Source organism: Neisseria benedictiae, assembly GCF_958267435.1.
GTDB classification, from domain to species: domain Bacteria; phylum Pseudomonadota; class Gammaproteobacteria; order Burkholderiales; family Neisseriaceae; genus Neisseria; species Neisseria bergeri.
The window spans coordinates 113660-131857 of the sequence record NZ_CATQFV010000027.1; the positions used below are offsets into that span (position 1 = coordinate 113660).

The following is an 18198-nucleotide window of genomic DNA, read 5'->3' on the forward strand; positions in this document are numbered from 1 at the left end:
CTATGGAACACTATTTGAGTCTCTTCATCAAATCCGTCTTCATTGAAAATATGGCGCTATCCTTCTTTTTGGGTATGTGTACGTTTTTGGCGGTATCCAAAAAAGTATCCACCGCATTCGGTTTGGGTGTGGCGGTCATTTTCGTACTCGGGCTGTCCGTCCCCGCCAACCAACTCGTTTACTCGCTGCTCAAAGACGGCGCGATTGTCGAAGGCGTGGATTTGACCTTTTTGAAATTCATCACCTTCATCGGCGTGATTGCCGCTTTGGTGCAGATTTTGGAAATGTTTTTGGACAAATTCGTCCCCGCCCTCTACAACGCATTGGGTATCTACCTGCCTCTGATTACCGTAAACTGCGCAATTTTCGGCGCCGTATCGTTTATGGCGCAGCGCGAATACAACTTCGGCGAATCCGTCGTGTACGGCTTCGGCGCGGGTTTAGGCTGGATGTTGGCGATTGTCGCTTTGGCGGGCATTACCGAAAAAATGAAATATTCGGACGCTCCCAAAGGCCTCAAAGGCTTGGGCATTACCTTTATCGCCGCCGGCCTGATGGCGATGGCGTTTATGTCGTTCTCCGGCATCCAGTTATAAGAAAGGGACCGGTATGGAGATTATTTTAGGTATCGTGATGTTTACCGTCATCGTTTTGGTTCTGGCACTGATGATTCTGTTTGCCAAATCCAAACTGGTCAGCGAAGGCGACATCACCATCAAAGTCAACGGCGAAAAAGAGCTGACGATGCCCGCCGGCGGCAAACTCTTGGGCGCGCTTGCCAACGAAGGCATCTTTATCCCCTCCGCCTGCGGCGGGGGCGGTTCGTGCGGTCAGTGCCGCGTTGTCGTGAAAAGCGGCGGCGGCGACATTCTGCCGACCGAGTTGTCCCACATCAGCAAACGCGAAGCACGCGAAGGCTGCCGTCTGTCGTGCCAAGTCAACGTCAAAACCGACATGGACATCGAAGTCCCCGAAGAAGTGTTCGGTGTGAAAAAATGGGAATGTACTGTCATTTCCAACGACAACAAAGCCACGTTCATTAAAGAACTCAAGCTTGCCATTCCCGAAGGTGAAGAAGTCCCCTTCCGCGCCGGCGGCTACATCCAAATCGAAGCCCCGCCGCACACCGTTGCCTACAAAGACTTCGACGTTCCCGAGGAATACCACGAAGACTGGGACAAATACAATCTGTGGCAATACGTTTCCAAAGTGGACGAGCCGATTTTGCGCGCCTACTCTATGGCTTCGTATCCTGAAGAAAAAGGCATCATTATGCTGAACGTGCGTATCGCCACGCCGCCCCCACGCGTACCCGATGCGCCTCCGGGACAAATGTCTTCCTACATCTGGTCGCTCAAACCCGGCGACAAAGTTACGATTTCCGGCCCGTTCGGCGAATTTTTCGCCAAAGACACCGATGCCGAAATGGTATTTATCGGCGGCGGCGCGGGTATGGCACCGATGCGTTCCCACATTTTCGACCAGTTGAAACGTTTGAACTCCAAACGCAAAATTACCTTCTGGTATGGCGCACGTTCCAAACGCGAGATGTTCTATGTCGAAGACTTCGACCAACTCGCAGCCGAGTTCCCGAACTTCACGTGGCACGTCGCCCTGTCCGACCCGTTGCCTGAAGACAACTGGGACGGCTACACAGGCTTCATCCACAACGTGGTTTACGAAAACCACCTGAAAAACCACGAGGCACCGGAAGACTGCGAATTCTATATGTGCGGCCCTCCGATTATGAACCAGTCCGTCATCAAAATGCTCAAAGACTTAGGCGTGGAAGACGAAAACATCCTCTTGGACGATTTCGGCGGTTAAATATTCGGCTTCAAACACAAAAGGAAGAAACCTCGGTTTCTTCCTTTTTTTATCCCGATGCCGTCCGAACACCCTTCAGACGGCATCCGCCCATACCAGTATCAATATCGTTGAACTTCCATTTTTACCCTGCGGCGGATGTGCGGTTAAATATTTTGGCGGAAAAGCAAAGAAGTACACTTCTTTTTAGTTATGGTTGATTCCATAACTAAAAAAGTATCGATAAACCCATTTTGCGAGGTACGGATAATGTCTGACAGCTTTGAAAACAGCCCCGAATACGATGATTGGATTGAATCGGGCGGTCGTGATGAAGATTACGAATACTACTACAATAAATGGCAACGCAGGACGCGCTGACCATTAAACCCTGACAAACCGGTTGGTAAAACACCGGTTTGTTTTTTATAGTGGATTAAATTTAAACCAGTACGGCGTTGCCTCGCCTTGCCGTACTATTTGTACTGTCTGCGGCTTCGTTGCCTTGTCCTGATTTAAATTTAATCCACTATATTACCGCCACCTAAACGACGGGCGATGCCGCCCGAACACCCTTCAGACGGCATCGGCATAGAAACATATCGGCCATTTTGCGATATAATTCAAGCCATTTGCCAAAACCGTCAAACACTATGCCGTCTGAAACACGCCTGCCGAACCTTATCCGCGCCTTGATATTTGCCCTGGGTTTCATCTTCCTGAACGCCTGTTCGGAACAAACCGCGCAAACCGTTACCCTGCAAGGCGAAACGATGGGCACTACCTATACCGTCAAATACCTTTCAAATAATCGGGACAAACTCCCCTCACCTGCCGAAATACAAAAGCTCATCGATGACGCGCTTAAAGAAGTCAACCGGCAGATGTCCACCTATCAGCCCGACTCCGAAATCAGCCGGTTCAACCAAACCGCAGCCGGCAAACCCCTCCGCATTTCAAGCGACTTCGCACACGTTACCGCCGAAGCCGTCCGCCTGAACCGCCTGACGCACGGCGCACTGGACGTAACCGTCGGCCCCTTGGTCAACCTTTGGGGATTCGGCCCCGACAAATCCGTTACCCGGGAACCGACACCGGAACAAATCAAACAGGCGGCATCTTATACGGGCATAGACAAAATCATTTTGAAACAAGGCAAAGATTACGCTTCCTTGAGCAAAACCCACCCCAAGGCCTATTTGGATTTATCTTCGATTGCCAAAGGCTTCGGCGTTGATAAAGTTGCGGGCGAACTGGAAAAATACGGCATTCAAAATTATCTGGTCGAAATCGGCGGCGAGTTGCACGGCAAAGGCAAAAACGCGCGCGGCGAACCGTGGCGCATCGGTATCGAGCAACCCAATATCGTCCAAGGCGGCAATACGCAGATTATCGTCCCGCTGAACAACCGTTCGCTTGCCACTTCCGGCGATTACCGTATTTTCCACGTCGATAAAAGCGGCAAACGCCTCTCCCACATCATCAATCCCAACAACAAACGACCTATCAGCCACAACCTCGCCTCCATCAGCGTGGTCGCAGACAGTGCGATGACGGCGGACGGCTTGTCCACAGGATTATTTGTTTTAGGCGAAACCGAAGCCTTAAAGCTGGCAGAACAAGAAAAACTCGCCGTTTTCCTGATTGTCAGGGATAAAGGCAGCTACCGCACCGCGATGTCTTCCGAATTTGCCAAGCTGCTCCGTTAAACACACACCGATTGGGAAACACTATGAAAACCCTGCTCCTCACCTTCGGCATCTTCCTGACCGTCATCATCGGTATGGCGGTCGGCTATATTTTCTCCAAACGCACCATCAAAGGCAGTTGCGGCGGCATTACCGCCTTGGGTATGAAAAAAATGTGCGACTGCGACACACCTTGCGACACCCTGCAAAAGAAACTGGATGAAGAAAAACAGGCAGGCGGCATACGGGTTGACCGTTAACGCCGAAATATAGTGGATTAAATTTAAACCAGTACAGCGTTGCCTCGCCTTGCCGTACTATTTGTACTGTCTGCGGCTTCGTCGCCTTGTCCTGATTTAAATTTAATCCACTATAAAATGCCGTCTGAAGCCCGACAGGCGGGTTCAGACGGCATTGCCGCTTTACTTCGATCGGTTTATACGCAAAACGCGCTTCAGGAAATAAATCAGATTATTCCCCAGGCGCCTTCAGGCTTCCTTCTGTGCCACCGTAACCATAGCCGGGCGCAACACGCGGTCGGACAGCGTATAACCCTTCTTCATCACACCCACCACGGTATTGGGTTCCTGTTCGCTTGCCACCGCCTGCATCGCCTGATGGATATTCGGATCGAGCTTGTCGCCCGCTTTAGGGTTGATTTCCTTGATTTGCGTGGCATCAAATGCTTTCTGCAACTCGTTCAAAGTCATCTGCACGCCCATTTTCAGCGCATCGAAATTGCCGCTCTGATCCAAAAGCGCCATTTCCAGATAATCCTTGACCGGCAGCATTTCCACGGCAAACTTCTGTCCGGCGAACTTGTGCGTATCGGCAATTTCCTGCTGATGGCGGCGGCGCAGGTTTTGCTCGTTTGCCAAAGCGCGCAGCTGTTCGTCTTTCAACTGCGCTTCCAGCTCGGCAATCCGCGCCTGCAAATCCTCATAAGCCGGCTCGGCGGCAGCCTGTTCCTGCACACCGTCCGCATTTCCTACTGTCTCGACGGTTTCCACCGCCTCCACATTTTCAACCGCTTCTTCACTGTTTTGCTGCTGTGTCTGTTCGCTCATATCATATCCCTTAAAACAAATTGGAAATCAAAATCCGGTTATTACCCGCGCAAGATAAGGACATTTTCAAGAAACTTCAAGCAAAGGCAGGAAATTTCACATCCGCCGCCGAATACCCTACCGCAAAAACCATATAAACGGTAAGATACCGCCGACCTTATGCTTTTCAGACGGCATCCATTATGAAAAAAAACCATTTGAACACAACCGGTTTCGACCTCTGGCACACCATCCGCGAAGAAACCGCGGCCGCGGCCGCCGCCGAACCGATGCTGGCAAGTTTTTTGCACCAAACCGTGTTGCGCCACGAGTCCCTCGGCTCCGTCCTTGCCTACCACCTTTCCAGCAAACTCGGCAGCCCGATTATGGACGTGCGCGCACTGTTTGAAATCTACCAGCAGGCGTTGGGCAGCGACACCCAAATCGGCAAATGCGTCGAAGCAGACTTAAAAGCCATCTACGAACGCGATCCCGCCTGCGACGAATATTCGCTGCCGCTTTTATATTTCAAAGGTTTTCACGCGATTCAGGCACACCGCATCAACCACCGGCTGTATCTCGACGGGCGCAAAACGCTGGCGTATTTCCTGCAAAACCGTATGTCCGAAGTATTCGGCGTGGACATCCATCCTGCCGCCCGTTTCGGATACGGGCTGATGCTCGACCACGCCACAGGCTTTGTTGCCGGTGAAACCGCCGTGTTGGGCAACAATATTTCCATCTTGCACGGCGTAACGCTCGGCGGTTCGGGCAAAGAAGGCGGAGACCGCCACCCCAAAATCGGCGACGGCGTGATGATCGGCGCAAACGCCTCGATATTGGGCAATATCCGCATCGGCAGCAATGCCAAAATCGGCGCGGGCAGCGTCGTGGTTTCAGACGTGCCGCCGTCCATCACGGTTGTCGGCGTACCCGCCAAACCCGTGGCGCGGTCGCTCAAAACCCCGTCGGCGGATATGGATCAAAATATCCAGTTTGCCGAAATCGACTTTATGATTTGAATATCCGCACCAATGCCGTCTGAAACGCCAAACGGGCTTCAGACGGCATTGCCCGCTTCAAGCCGCCGATACCGGCATTTATCAGTCGGACAAAATATCTTTTATTCGATACACCCGATTCCCACACAACCGGAAATATAGTGGATTAAATTTAAATCAGGACAAGGCGACGAAGCCGCAGACAGTACAGATAGTACGGCAAGGCGAGGCAACGCTGTACTGGTTTAAATTTAATCCACTATAACCGGTTTCCTTATAAACGGGCGGAGTCGGGCGATGATTCGGACAAAGCCTATTTCAAAAGCAAAATCAGCAGCAAAACAACCGCTATTACCGCCAGCCACAGGCTTTGCCGCTGCTGCACTTTGACCAAATGAATATAGGCATCGCGCATTTCCTGCCGGCGCGCCTCATCGACCAAGGCATTGATTTTGCGCGGCAATGAAGGGATGATTTGCGCCCAGTCGGGGGCTTCGTTTTTGAGGTTGCGCCAAAGGGCTTTGGGGCCGACCTGCCCGTTCATCCATTTCACCAAAAACGGTTTGGCGGTTTTCCACAAGTCCAAATCGGGATCGAGTTGGCGGCCCAGACCTTCGATGTTGAGCAGCGTTTTTTGCAGCAATACAAGCTGCGGTTGGATTTCGACATTGAAGCGGCGGCTGACTTCAAACAGGCGCATCAGCACCAAGCCGAAGGAAATCTGCGAAATCGGCTTGTTGAACACCGGTTCGCACACGGCGCGGACGGCGGCTTCCAATTCTTCCGCACGCGTGTCGGCAGGCACCCATCCCGATTCGATGTGGGCGGTGGCGACACGGTGGTAATCGCGGTTGAAAAAAGCGAGGAAGTTGATGGCGAGATAACGTTTGTCGTAATCGGTCAGCGTGCCGACGATGCCGAAATCGAGGGCGATGTAGCGGTTGTCGGCGGCAACCAAAATATTGCCGGGGTGCATATCCGCGTGGAAAAAGCCGTCGCGGAAAACTTGCGTGAAAAAGATTTCCACGCCGTAATCGGCGAGTTTGTGCAAATCGATGCCGTCTGCTTTGAGTTTGGCGATGTCGGCAACCGGCGTGCCGTCCATCCATTCAATCGTCAGCACGTCGCTTGTGCAGTAGTCGTAAAACACCTTGGGCACAATCAGCATATTGCTGTTTTGGAAATTGCGACCGAGCTGTCCGGCATTGGCGGCTTCGCGCATCAAATCCAACTCGTCGTGCAGATATTTGTCGAACTCCGCCACCACTTCGCGCGGCTTCAGACGCTTGCCGTCTGAAAACAAGCGTTCGACCCAAGCCGCGCCGAAACGCATCAGCGACAAGTCCTGTTCGATAAGGGGCAAGAGGTTGGGGCGCAAAACTTTGACCGCCACTCGTTCGCCCGAATGCAGGCGGGCTTTGTGTACTTGGGCGATGGACGCGCTGGCGACGGGCTCGGTTTCAAATTCCGCATACAGCTTTTCGATGGGCTGACCCAACGATTTTTCGATTTGTTCACGCGAAAGCCGCGCATCAAAAGGCGGCACTTTGTCTTGCAGCTTTGCCAGTTCGACGGCGTAATCGTGCGGAATCAAATCGGGGCGTGTGGACAAAACCTGCCCGAACTTGATGAAAATCGGCCCCAGGCTTTCCAAGGCAAGGCGCAGGCGGACGGCAGGCGGTTCGTTTTTCAATTTGGACGACTGCGGCATCATTTTCAGCAGAGCGCATATCCAACCGCTACCCATCAGCGAAGCGCACAGGCCTGCCAGCCGATAGCGGTAAAAAGTCCCGACAATGACCGTCAGGCGTTTCAACCATTTCATATATAAAATCCCGAATACAGCATTTATCGGACAATCAAAAAATCTTACCGAGCAGATAGCCCAAAAAGGCAATCAGCAGCCCAAAAACCAGCGGTTTGATATTGCGGGGCGGAGGTTCGGGTTGCGAAGGTGTGGGAATATCATCTTCCCGCCCGCCGTGAAGTTCAAGATATTCGGGTATTTCCCCATCCGCGCCTTCTCCTTTGCCCTCCCCTTCCTCTGGAGGCACAACCGTTTCCAACTCCATATATCTCCGGGTAATAATATCCAAACCCAAATAGCTGAAATAATCGTGCAACTCTTCCCGTTTCTCCCAAGTGCATTTTTCCTCAACCAGCACTTGCGGTTTGGAATCGAGGGACGCAATCAACCCTTCCGCCTTTTCTTCGCCGAGATTCTCCTTAAGGCACTCCCGGATAAGCCCGCGATCCACTTGGGGCGGGTAGGAAACATATACATCATACAAATCGTTTCGGTAATCTTTACTCATCTCAATCATAAGGGAACAAATACGCCTGATACCGTTCCGCCCGTTCCTTTCGGGAAACCCGATTCATCTTCAAACAATCGGATTATATGTGAATTCATCCCGATAATATATTTTCCAAAAGTAAAAATGCCGTCTGAACGTTCAGACGGCATCACACGAACCAAGCGGTCATACGGAAAACGACGATCCGCAACCGCAGGTCGTTTCCGCATTGGGATTGCGGATGACAAATTGCGAACCCTGCAAACTTTCCGTATAGTCGATTTCCGCACCGACCAGATATTGATAGCTCATCGGATCGACCAAAAAGACCAAACCGTTTTTCTCAATTTCAAAATCGTCGTCGTTTTTGATTTCGTCAAAAGTAAATCCGTACTGGAAACCAGAGCAACCGCCGCCGTTGACAAAAACCCGCAATTTCAAATCGGGGTTGTTTTCTTCGGCAATCAAATCGGCAACTTTGGCACAGCAGCTGTCAGTAAAAATAATGGGGCTTTCATCCGACATGGTGTTATTCCTTAATATAGTATTTTCTGCATTCTCTCTCAAACCCCCTTCAAAGGCAAGCAGGCTTCGCCTTTGAAAAAGGAATTGTTCCAATAGATAAGTTTGACCGCCTGCAATTTCAAGCCCCAAACTCAAATCGTCCTGCCGAACCACTCGACACGCCCGATAATCTCCACATCATCGGTCAAGTCGTTCAAATTGATTTCAAAAGCAGGGTAAGCCTCGTTGGCGGAAATGACATTGATAATCCCGCCGGGTACGATTTGCAGGCGTTTGACCAACAGGTTTTCATTAATCCGCAACACATACAGTCCGTCCTTCGGCGTATTCTCGCTATGGTTGACCAAAATCGAATCCCCGTCATTCAAAACCCCCTCCATCGAATCCCCCTTGACGGAAATTACAGACAGGTTTTTCACATCACGGGTAACATAATTCTCAATCCAATGCCGTCTGAACGCCATTGTAAATACCGGTTCCTCATGATCGACAAACTGCCCGTATCCCGCAGCCGCCCGAATATCATATCTCGGCACGAAGACAAACTCGTCCGTATCGACTTCATTGCCCAAAGTATCGTAAGCAAGGGATTTTTTTGGGGCTTCATCCGGAAACGGATCACCCTCCCCCGTCAGCAGCCAATCGATACTACACCCCTTCAACTGCTTGATTTTTTTCAATGTTTCAGACTTCGGCAGACCGCCTTCATTCCATATCCTGCTGAAGCCCGCAATCGTCATTTCAATATCGGATGCGATTTTTGCCTGCTTCGCTTCGCTTTTCCATAAAAAAACCAGTCTGTCTTTAAAGGTTTCCATAAATATCCTTCCGCTCCCCTTCATTCAATCATCTAAAGTAAACATAAAATATATTTTACCTTAGCTATCCAAAAAACGGAATAACTATGATAAACTAAATTTAAGTTATGATTTTTCTTACTCAATGCATAATTTTTCAGATTTTCCATAGGTTTGATCCTGAATTGACAGAAAAAGGATAAAAAAATGAAGAAAACCGGCAAATATCTTATCTATACTGCGGCATTTACCGCATTCTGCTTTGCCTTCCAAGAAAACCGTTCTGAAGCCAAACAGCCCGACATCACTTTATCCGCATCCCTGTGCGAACAATTCAATATGCTGAACGCCAAAGATATGGATGCAGAACAAGTCTCCCTTTCCAAAGAATGCGACATCATCGAGTCTTCACACGACTGGGAAAAAGAGTACGGCAACTTGAACGAACAGGAAATGCTCGCCGGCATCGTCTATGAATAAACCTGCCTGCCATTTGAAATACTATGCTGGAATGCATTGGAGCCAAATGTATTAAATCAAATATAAAACCAATATATTCATAAAGTTACATACTTACACCCGTACTGCGGCTTGAAACAGCCCGCCGCCCGCCCTATTTACAGCCCATCGGGACAAAATGTTCCAACATATTTCGCAAAATAAGCAAAATCAAATAGGAGTATCCACATGGCAAAAGTAATCGGTATCGACTTAGGTACAACCAACTCTTGTGTATCCATTTCTGAAAACGGTCAAACCAAAGTCATTGAAAACGCAGAAGGCGCACGCACCACGCCGTCCGTTATCGCTTATTTGGACGGCGGTGAAATCCTCGTCGGCGCACCGGCAAAACGCCAAGCCGTAACCAACGCTAAAAACACTATTTACGCCGCCAAACGTTTGATTGGTCACAAATTTGAAGACAAAGAAGTCCAACGCGACATCGAATCTATGCCTTTTGAAATCATCAAAGCCAACAACGGCGATGCGTGGGTGAAAGCACAAGGCAAAGAGCTGTCTCCTCCTCAAATTTCCGCAGAAGTTTTGCGTAAAATGAAAGAAGCCGCCGAAGCTTACTTGGGTGAAAAAGTAACCGAAGCCGTGATTACCGTTCCGGCCTACTTCAACGACAGCCAACGCCAAGCCACCAAAGACGCAGGCCGCATCGCCGGTTTGGACGTAAAACGCATCATCAACGAGCCGACTGCAGCTGCTTTGGCATTCGGTATGGACAAAGGCGACAACAAAGACCGCAAAGTAGCCGTATATGACTTGGGCGGCGGTACCTTCGATATTTCCATCATCGAAATCGCCAATCTCGACGGCGACAAACAATTCGAAGTATTGGCAACCAACGGCGATACCTTCTTGGGCGGTGAAGACTTCGACCAACGCCTCATCGACCACATCATCGCCGAGTTCAAAAAAGAACAAGGTATTGATTTGAAACAAGACGTAATGGCTCTGCAACGTCTGAAAGAAGCTGCCGAAAAAGCCAAAATCGAATTGTCCAGCGGTCAGCAAACCGAAATTAACCTGCCGTACATCACCATGGACGCAACCGGCCCGAAACACTTGGCCATGAAAATCACCCGCGCCAAATTCGAAAGCCTGGTTGAAGACCTGATTACCCGCTCTATCGAACCTTGCAAAATTGCATTGAAAGATGCCGGCTTGAGCACCGGCGACATCGACGACGTAATCTTGGTTGGCGGTCAAAGCCGTATGCCGAAAGTACAAGAAGCCGTGAGAGACTTCTTCGGCAAAGAACCGCGCAAAGACGTGAACCCTGACGAAGCCGTTGCCGTAGGCGCAGCGATCCAAGGCGAAGTATTGAGCGGCGGCCGCAGCGACGTATTGCTGCTGGACGTAACCCCTCTGTCCTTGGGTATCGAAACCATGGGCGGCGTGATGACCAAGCTGATTCAAAAGAACACGACTATTCCGACTAAAGCGTCTCAAGTGTTCTCTACCGCCGAAGACAACCAAAGTGCAGTAACCATCCACGTACTGCAAGGCGAACGCGAACGTGCTTCTGCCAACAAATCTTTGGGTCAGTTCAACTTGGGCGACATTGCACCCGCACCGCGCGGCATGCCGCAAATTGAAGTTACTTTCGACATCGACGCCAACGGTATCTTGCACGTTTCTGCCAAAGACAAAGGTACTGGCAAAGCGGCCAACATTACCATCCAAGGTTCTTCAGGTTTGAGCGAAGAAGAAATCGAACGCATGGTAAAAGATGCCGAAGCCAATGCTGAGGAAGATAAAAAACTGCATGAGCTGGTACAAAGCCGCAACCAAGCCGAAGCCCTGATTCACTCCGTGAAAAAATCTTTGGCGGACTACGGCGACAAACTCGACGCTGCCGAGAAAGAAAAAATCGAAGCCGCGCTGAAAGAAGCCGAAGAAGCCGTTAAAGGCGACGACAAAGCAGCTATCGATGCCAAAGCCGAAGCTTTGGGTGCAGCCAGCCAAAAACTGGGCGAAATGGTTTACGCGCAAGCGCAAGCTGAAGCCCAAGCAGGTGAAAGCGCACAAGCGGACGCATCATCCCAAAAAGACGATGACGTGGTCGATGCGGACTTTACCGAAGTTAAAGACGATAAAAAATAATTGATGCCGTCTGAAAAAAGCGCGAACCGTTTGGTTCGCGCTTTTTTAGGCTGTGTTTTAATATAGTGCCGACAGGCATACTCGGCTTCAAGGTATTCGATAGGATAGGTTTCTACCCAACCGGAAAAATAATTTTCTTTCCCCTGACAAGTAGTTGTAATCAACGGATTATTAAAATACAGCCTTTTTTATCAGCCGCTGCAAAAACGACAGTATGGCAACAGTTCCAAATCAATCTGCCGCAACGCTCCAAAAATCAAGTTTCAACCGATGTATCACGCTCCAGGCGTTTTTATATCATTTTCTTGTTTACTTAAATTTTTTTTAATAGGATAATAAATAATAATTATTATCATGAGCTAAAAAATGAAACTAAATACTCTCACATGGGCTTTGATGACCGTTTTTTCCGTTGCTCCATCTTGGGCAGAACAACTGGCAAATACTGAAGAAATACAATCCGTCAAAACCTTCTCCCCGCCCAAACCGATTGCACCGACCGCAGCGCAAGGCTATTTCCCCGAAAACCAATTCGACCGCACCGACCGCAGCGATCATTACTTTGTTACCGAAAACATAGACCAAGCCTTCCGTCCGCTGAAAGCAAACAGCGGCTTCTACGGCAAAAGTTTTTATAATTCCGTTACCGCGCAAGCACGCGGGGCGAAGGTATACGGCGTAGCCAACCTCAATCACACCAAGGCAAACGGCTATAAAGACGGCGGCGGGCGCGATACCGATTGGAAATACAGCCGCTTCAATCAGGCTTTGGTACTCGGTTTCGTGCCGTCTGAAAATCAAGAATACCGCCTCACTTATCTGCACGACGACATCAACAACGATCGCCAACCGCAGTTCGTCAACGACGCATTGGACACCGAACGCCACATCTCCAAACTCAATGCGCGTTGGGGCAATGCCGATTTGAGCAATACGGTCAGCGCGGAAGCAGGCGTCATCAAACTCAAACGCCATGCCGACAATTACTCCCTGCGCCAAAACAATACGCCGCAGCAAGTGTTCGTAGAGCTTGACCGCAAAGTGTATGATTTCTCGCTCAAACACGACGCGGATTTCGGCAAGTTCCACAACACCGCCGCCGTCAGCTACCGCAACGACAGCCAAAACGGCGAGCGCAACGCCCACACTCCCATGCGCGACTTCCTCAACGGCTACCGTTTCGCCGATGTACACCTCGACCGCTGGCGCATTGCCGATACCTTGTCTTACAAGTTTGACGACCAACACAAACTGGGCTTGGGCTTAAGCCACGAAATCAACGAAGCAGACGTACGCAAAAATACGGCACAGCCCGCCCATCCGATGAACCGTAACCTTGCCTTCGCCTCATCGCAACAAATCTGGAAAACCCATTACGGCTACGACTTCAACGGCAAAGTGCGCCGTCATGCTTTGTCGGGCGAACTCAAATACGATTTCACGCCGTCTGAAACGCAAAAATACAGCGTTTCCCTCGCGCATTTGGAACGAATCGGCGACAACACCGAACGCTTCAACTCGCTTGCCGCCATCGTGCAAGACCGTACGAACGGCGCGTTAACAAATTCCAAACCGGCCGCCGCCATCGCAGGCAACCCCCTGCTAAAAACCGAAAAACACAACCGCATCAAGCTCACCGCCGACAGCCGCAACGACTACTACAACGGCTACATGAACTCTCTGGCAGGCGCGGGCTGGAACGTGGGCGGCACGCTTGTGGCGGACAAAGTCAAAGACCTGATTATTTTTGACCGCGCACACGGACAAAGCGGCACAGCTTCCAAAGGCGGCGGCATCATCACACGCAATGTCGATGCACGCCTATTCACCGCGCAAGCCTACGTGCGTTACAACTTCAATCCGCACTGGGCGGCAGGCATCAAAGCCACCTACAACTACGGACACAACGAAACCGACGGCAGACCGCTCTATCAAATCCGTCCGTTTGAAGCCGCCGTCCAAGCCGACTACAAAAACTACTTTGCCCACGGCAGTTACAACATCGGCGCGGCTGCACGCTTTGTTGCCAAACAAACGCGCGGCGATTTTGACGTGGCAAGCGGTTTGGGCATAGACAAACGCGAAGCCGCCAAAGGCTTTACCGTTGCCGACGTGTACGCAGGCGTAAACCTCAAAGACAAATACGGCTTGCGCTTGGGCGTGAACAACGTATTCAACAAAAAATACGCTGAACACATCAGCGGCGACCACGTCCTCGCCCTGTCGCCCAGCGTGGTGTATGCACCGGGCAAGACATATTGGCTGAGTTTGCACGCGGCGTTTTAAAATCAGGCCGTCTGAAAGAATGCCTACACCGGCTTATTAAGAATTAGGAGATAAAAAATGGATATGAAAAGACGTGATTTCTTAAAAATGACCGCCGCGCTGGCAGCCGCAGGCGTTTCGCCTTCATTGTTGGCTGCAGGTAAAGAACAATTTACCGTGTACGGCGCACCGGCGATGCCCAGCGTAACCATTGCCGTAGCGGCGTTGCAAGGCAAGCTGGCAAAACAGGCGGATGTATCGCTGAAAATCTGGCGTTCGCCCGACCAACTGCGCGCAGGCGTAGCAAGCGGACAATTTAAAGTAATGATGAGCCCGAGCAATGTCGGCGTGAACCTGCGCAACCAAGGGCAGAAAGTCGGCATGGTCAATATTTTGACCAACGGCATCACGCAGCTGATGTGCAAAGGCAGCGCGATTGCCTCGCCGCAGGATTTGGTCGGCAAAAAAATCCTTGTGCCGTTTAAAAACGACATGCCCGACATCGTGCTGCAAGCCTTGTTGAAAAAACTGAAAATTGACGCACACAAAGTCGGCATCACTTACACCGCCACACCGCCCGAAGCAGTCGGACTGTTTTTGAGCAAGGATTACCACGCCGCCATCCTGCCTGAACCGATGGCAACCGCCAGCCTACTGAAAGGCAAAACCATGGGCGTAAACGTCGTGCGTGGTTTTGATTTGGTAAAAGCATGGGGACAGGCGTTTGACACCAAACCGCTGATTCCGATGGCAGGCATCATCGCCAACGAAGAATATTTCCACGCACACAAAGCGCAGTTCGACCTCTTCCATCAGGATTTGAAAAACGCGCTCAACTGGATACTGACCAACCGCCAAAGCGCGGCGAAAATCGGCAAAAACTACCTCCCCGCTTCCGAACCCGCCCTAGTCATGGGCTTGGACGGCGCGCGGCTGACGGTAACCAAAGGCAGCGAAGTGAAGAACGAGATTTTGAAGTTTTACGAAATCATGATGCAGTTCAACCCGAAACTTCTAGGCGGCAAGCTGCCTGATAACGGATTCTTCTTGGCTTAAAAGGAGAAGAGGTCGTCTGAAAAGGGCAGGGTGGTTGTGAATACCTGATTTATCATTTTTCAGACGACCTATCAGATAATAGTTCGAACAGTACACAAAGAGCCGTCATTCCCGCGCAGGCGGGAATCCAGTCTCTGATATTGCAGGAATGTTTTAAAATTGCAGCAACGTCAAACCTCTGGATTCCCGTCTGCGCGGGAATGACGGCGGGTAGTAACCGTAGGTTGTCAAACTCAACAAAACTGTCGAACTGTCTGAAATGTTGGGTCATGACCCAACCTACGATTACTATTTAATTGTTAAGACAAGGAATTTTTATGAACAAACAGCCCCTGACCATTGCCGGGCAAGGCAGCTTTTTCGTAGGTGGTACAGTAATTCAGGCAGACGGCACATACAGCACCGAAAACCCGATGAGCCACACAGGACAAACCTTTCACGGCGACCATGCCTACGTTTCCTACCAAATTCCCGTAAACGCCCGTCGCCTGCCGCTCGTTTTCCTGCACGGCGCAGGACAATCAGGCAAAACCTGGGAATCCACACCCGATGGGCGAGAGGGCTTCGGCACGTTATTTCTGCGGCGCGGTTTTAGCACCTATCTTTTAGACCAACCCCGACGCGGACGCGCGGGCAACAGCACCATCGCCGACAACGCCCCCGTGTTGCCCAACGACCAGTTCTGGTTTGAAAACTTCCGCATGGGCATCTTCCCAAACCTGTTTGTGAACGGTCAATTTCCCAAAGATGCCGCCAGCCTGAACCAGTTTTTGCGCCAAATCACACCCAACACCGGCGCGTATGACTTGAACGTGGTGTCCGATGCCGTTGCTGCCGTGTTCGACCGCATTGGCGAAGGCGTACTGATTACCCACTCGCAAGGCGGCGGCCCGGGCTGGCAAACTGTGCTGAAAAACCCTGAAAAAGTGAAAGCCGTGGTTTCCTACGAACCCGGCACCGAGTTTGTTTTCCCCGAAAACGAAGTGCCGAGTGTAGCCACACCTGCTAACGACGCAGCCAACATTTCACTCTCACAGCCTATCAGTGCCGAACGTTTCACCCTGCTGACTAAAATGCCTATCGTCATCTACTACGGCGATTACATCTCGGCAGACAACCCGCATTGGGTATCACAACGGTGGATTGAGCGTATCCATATGGCGCAAGCTTTCGCCGACTGTGTCAACCGACACGGCGGCGATGCCAGCGTTGTGCGCCTGCCTGAAATCGGCATACGCGGCAACAGCCATTTTGCCTTTGCCGAAGCAAATAACGTGGAAATCGCTGATGTGCTGGAGAATTGGCTTAAAGAAAAAGGCTTGGATTAGATTCGTTTGGAGGTCTCAGTTAAATATTCATGCCTCATAAATATAAAACAATATAACCAGCTTTTTTTCAGACGACCTATCATCCCCAAACCATCCCCATCAACCAACACCCAAATCATGATTAAAACCGACAAAATCCGCAAACCGCAGCCTGCGGTGTTTTACATCATCGACTACCTGTGGAGCGGCTTTGCCGGTCTGAGCGTGGCGATGATGGTAGTGGCGTTGTGGGCGTGGGGCAGTGCCGTGTTTGGCGGGTTTATGCTGCCTGCGCCGGTTGAGGTGTTTCAAAAGTCTTTGTATTTATTGAAACATTTTCAGGAAAACGAAATCGGGATTTCGCTGTGGCGGTCGGTGGTGGGGATTTCGGTTGCGCTGGTAGCGGGATTGGCGGCGGGGCTGGTGGCGGGCAGTTTTAAGACGGCGATGGCGTTGCTCAAGCCTGTGATTACGGTTTTGTTGGCGATGCCGCCGATTATTTGGGTGGTGATGGCGTTGTTTTGGTTCGGTTTCGGCAATCCGAGCGTGTTGTTTACCATCATTGTATTGGTTGCGCCGCTGACGTTTGCGAGTGCGGCGGTCGGGATGGCGAGTGTGAACAGGCAGCATGAGGAGTTGTTTGACGCTTATAAATTAGGCCGTCTGAAAAAAATCCGTTATCTGTATATCCCGCATCTGACGGGCTATGTGATTTCCAGCGTCGGCGTGGCGGTGGCGATGGGGGTGAAGGTGGTGATTATGGCGGAACTCTTGGGCGCAAGCGAAGGCGTGGGCGCGCGGATTGCGGACGCGAGGGCGATGCTGGAGACTTCGACGGTGATGGCTTATGTGGTGCTGGTTATTATGTTTGTGTCGCTGTTTGAATACCTGATTACCAAGCCTTTGGAAATTTTGTTTATGCCGTGGAGAAGATGATGCTCTGTCTTGAAAACGTGCGTTTTGAAATTCTCCGCGACCCCATTGTGCGCGATTTCAGTTTGAACCTGCAACATGGCGAAGTAAAAGCCTTGTTCGGGCCGAGCGGCTGCGGCAAGACGACGGTTTTGCGGCTGATTGCGGGCTTGGAAACGCCGAAATCGGGCACGATACGCAATACTTTCCGCAAAACGGGTTTTCTGTTTCAGGAAAACCGCCTGCCGGAAAACCTGACCGCGATGCAGAATATCGCCATTTTTATGGACAAACCCGATGAAGGCGAAATCATCGCGCTGGCGGCGAAAGTCGGGCTGACTGCGGGCGATTTGAACAAATATCCGACCGAATTGTCCGGCGGTATGGCGAAACGGGTGGCGTTTTTGCGCCTGCTGCTGTGCGGCTGCGACCTTGCCTTGCTGGACGAGCCGTTTGTCGGTTTGGACCGCGATTTGCGCGATATTTTGGTTGCCATGCTGGTGGAAAAAATCGAGCGGCAGGGCATGGCGTGTATGCTGGTAACGCACGACCGCTTCGAAGCCGCACGCCTGAGCCATGAAATCATGCTGCTTTCCACTAAGGGCATGAACGTGCAAAACGTGATGACCCTGCCCACGCCGTTGTCCGAACGCGATTCGGCTTTTGAAGAAACCGTGGTAGCAAGGGAGTTTCAAGGGATTCATTATTATGAGTGATAAGGGGATTTGAGTGTCTGACGAACCTTGCGGTTCGTTACCCTCTCCCTAACCCTCTCCCACCGGGAGAGGGAATCAGGTTGCTGAAAATCAGAGGGCGCGTAGGATTGGGAATTAGATGGCAGGTAAACCTGAAAATGTTCGGGAACGACAACCCAATCCCCTT

The 18198-nt window shown here is 51.0% G+C and carries 18 protein-coding genes and 2 pseudogenes; 13 read left to right on the forward strand and 7 right to left on the reverse strand.

The window, feature by feature from the left end:
• Nucleotides 1-2: 2 nt before the first annotated feature.
• The 4 genes from nqrE (at nucleotide 3) to nqrM (ending at nucleotide 3754) form a co-directional block, all read left to right on the forward strand.
• Nucleotides 3-596 (forward strand): NADH:ubiquinone reductase (Na(+)-transporting) subunit E, encoded by a 594-nt coding sequence (nqrE, locus tag Q3O12_RS02755; RefSeq protein ID WP_002223986.1) that lies wholly within the window; start codon nucleotides 3-5, stop codon nucleotides 594-596.
• A 13-nt stretch (nucleotides 597-609) separates the two neighbouring features.
• Nucleotides 610-1827: an NADH:ubiquinone reductase (Na(+)-transporting) subunit F gene (nqrF, locus tag Q3O12_RS02760; protein WP_301669217.1), complete on the forward strand. Its 1218-nt coding sequence runs from the start codon at nucleotides 610-612 to the stop codon at nucleotides 1825-1827.
• Between the two features lie 632 nt (nucleotides 1828-2459).
• Nucleotides 2460-3515: an FAD:protein FMN transferase gene (locus tag Q3O12_RS02765; protein WP_301669219.1), complete on the forward strand. Its 1056-nt coding sequence runs from the start codon at nucleotides 2460-2462 to the stop codon at nucleotides 3513-3515.
• Between the two features lie 23 nt (nucleotides 3516-3538).
• A complete protein-coding gene (nqrM, locus tag Q3O12_RS02770; protein WP_002214367.1) occupies nucleotides 3539-3754 on the forward strand; it encodes a (Na+)-NQR maturation NqrM in 216 nt (71 codons plus the stop codon).
• 7 nt (nucleotides 3755-3761) lie between these two features.
• On the opposite strand, the pseudogene Q3O12_RS02775 reads toward nqrM, so the two are convergent.
• Nucleotides 3762-3920, reverse strand: a pseudogene (locus Q3O12_RS02775) (IS5/IS1182 family transposase); the annotation flags it as partial.
• 62 nt (nucleotides 3921-3982) lie between these two features.
• Nucleotides 3983-4561, reverse strand: coding sequence for a nucleotide exchange factor GrpE (grpE, locus tag Q3O12_RS02780; protein ID WP_002214370.1), 579 nt, complete (start codon nucleotides 4559-4561; stop codon nucleotides 3983-3985).
• A gap of 182 nt (nucleotides 4562-4743) precedes the next feature.
• Between grpE and cysE the strand changes: the two genes are divergently transcribed.
• Both cysE and Q3O12_RS02790 read left to right on the forward strand, forming a co-directional pair.
• Entirely contained in the window at nucleotides 4744-5562 is an 819-nt protein-coding gene (gene cysE, locus Q3O12_RS02785; protein ID WP_025457874.1) for a serine O-acetyltransferase, read from the forward strand.
• Between the two features lie 133 nt (nucleotides 5563-5695).
• Nucleotides 5696-5803: pseudogene (locus Q3O12_RS02790) on the forward strand (IS5/IS1182 family transposase); the annotation flags it as partial.
• A gap of 51 nt (nucleotides 5804-5854) precedes the next feature.
• Here the strand turns inward: Q3O12_RS02790 and ubiB are convergent.
• From ubiB to Q3O12_RS02815, 5 genes are all read right to left on the reverse strand, one after another.
• The gene (gene ubiB, locus Q3O12_RS02795) at nucleotides 5855-7366 is read right to left on the reverse strand and encodes a ubiquinone biosynthesis regulatory protein kinase UbiB (RefSeq protein WP_301669220.1); all 1512 of its coding nucleotides are present in this window, start codon (nucleotides 7364-7366) and stop codon (nucleotides 5855-5857) included.
• A gap of 34 nt (nucleotides 7367-7400) precedes the next feature.
• A complete protein-coding gene (locus tag Q3O12_RS02800) occupies nucleotides 7401-7865 on the reverse strand; it encodes a peptidase (RefSeq protein ID WP_301669221.1) in 465 nt (154 codons plus the stop codon).
• Complete coding sequence (locus tag Q3O12_RS02805) at nucleotides 7862-8008, reverse strand: hypothetical protein (protein ID WP_003709540.1); 147 nt, start codon at nucleotides 8006-8008, stop codon at nucleotides 7862-7864. The genes Q3O12_RS02800 and Q3O12_RS02805 overlap by 4 nt, the downstream gene beginning before the upstream one ends.
• A 16-nt stretch (nucleotides 8009-8024) precedes the next feature.
• Nucleotides 8025-8363, reverse strand: a complete 339-nt coding sequence (gene erpA / locus Q3O12_RS02810) for an iron-sulfur cluster insertion protein ErpA (protein ID WP_002219692.1) — start codon at nucleotides 8361-8363, stop codon at nucleotides 8025-8027.
• A gap of 131 nt (nucleotides 8364-8494) precedes the next feature.
• Complete coding sequence (locus tag Q3O12_RS02815) at nucleotides 8495-9181, reverse strand: S24 family peptidase (RefSeq protein ID WP_301667045.1); 687 nt, start codon at nucleotides 9179-9181, stop codon at nucleotides 8495-8497.
• A gap of 186 nt (nucleotides 9182-9367) precedes the next feature.
• On the opposite strand from Q3O12_RS02815, the gene Q3O12_RS02820 reads away from it, so the two are divergent.
• From Q3O12_RS02820 to Q3O12_RS02850, 7 genes are all read left to right on the forward strand, one after another.
• Nucleotides 9368-9640, forward strand: coding sequence for a hypothetical protein (locus tag Q3O12_RS02820; RefSeq protein ID WP_003709535.1), 273 nt, complete (start codon nucleotides 9368-9370; stop codon nucleotides 9638-9640).
• A gap of 207 nt (nucleotides 9641-9847) precedes the next feature.
• Complete coding sequence (gene dnaK / locus Q3O12_RS02825) at nucleotides 9848-11776, forward strand: molecular chaperone DnaK (protein WP_301669222.1); 1929 nt, start codon at nucleotides 9848-9850, stop codon at nucleotides 11774-11776.
• Nucleotides 11777-12142: 366 nt separating this feature from the next.
• Nucleotides 12143-14062 (forward strand): TonB-dependent receptor, encoded by a 1920-nt coding sequence (locus Q3O12_RS02830; RefSeq protein WP_301669223.1) that lies wholly within the window; start codon nucleotides 12143-12145, stop codon nucleotides 14060-14062.
• Between the two features lie 57 nt (nucleotides 14063-14119).
• Nucleotides 14120-15097 (forward strand): ABC transporter substrate-binding protein, encoded by a 978-nt coding sequence (locus Q3O12_RS02835; protein ID WP_301669224.1) that lies wholly within the window; start codon nucleotides 14120-14122, stop codon nucleotides 15095-15097.
• A gap of 317 nt (nucleotides 15098-15414) precedes the next feature.
• Entirely contained in the window at nucleotides 15415-16425 is a 1011-nt protein-coding gene (locus tag Q3O12_RS02840) for an alpha/beta hydrolase (RefSeq protein ID WP_301669225.1), read from the forward strand.
• Between the two features lie 117 nt (nucleotides 16426-16542).
• Nucleotides 16543-17340 (forward strand): ABC transporter permease, encoded by a 798-nt coding sequence (locus tag Q3O12_RS02845; protein WP_301669226.1) that lies wholly within the window; start codon nucleotides 16543-16545, stop codon nucleotides 17338-17340.
• The gene (locus Q3O12_RS02850) at nucleotides 17340-18032 is read left to right on the forward strand and encodes an ATP-binding cassette domain-containing protein (protein WP_301669333.1); all 693 of its coding nucleotides are present in this window, start codon (nucleotides 17340-17342) and stop codon (nucleotides 18030-18032) included. The genes Q3O12_RS02845 and Q3O12_RS02850 overlap by 1 nt, the downstream gene beginning before the upstream one ends.
• Nucleotides 18033-18198: the final 166 nt, after the last annotated feature.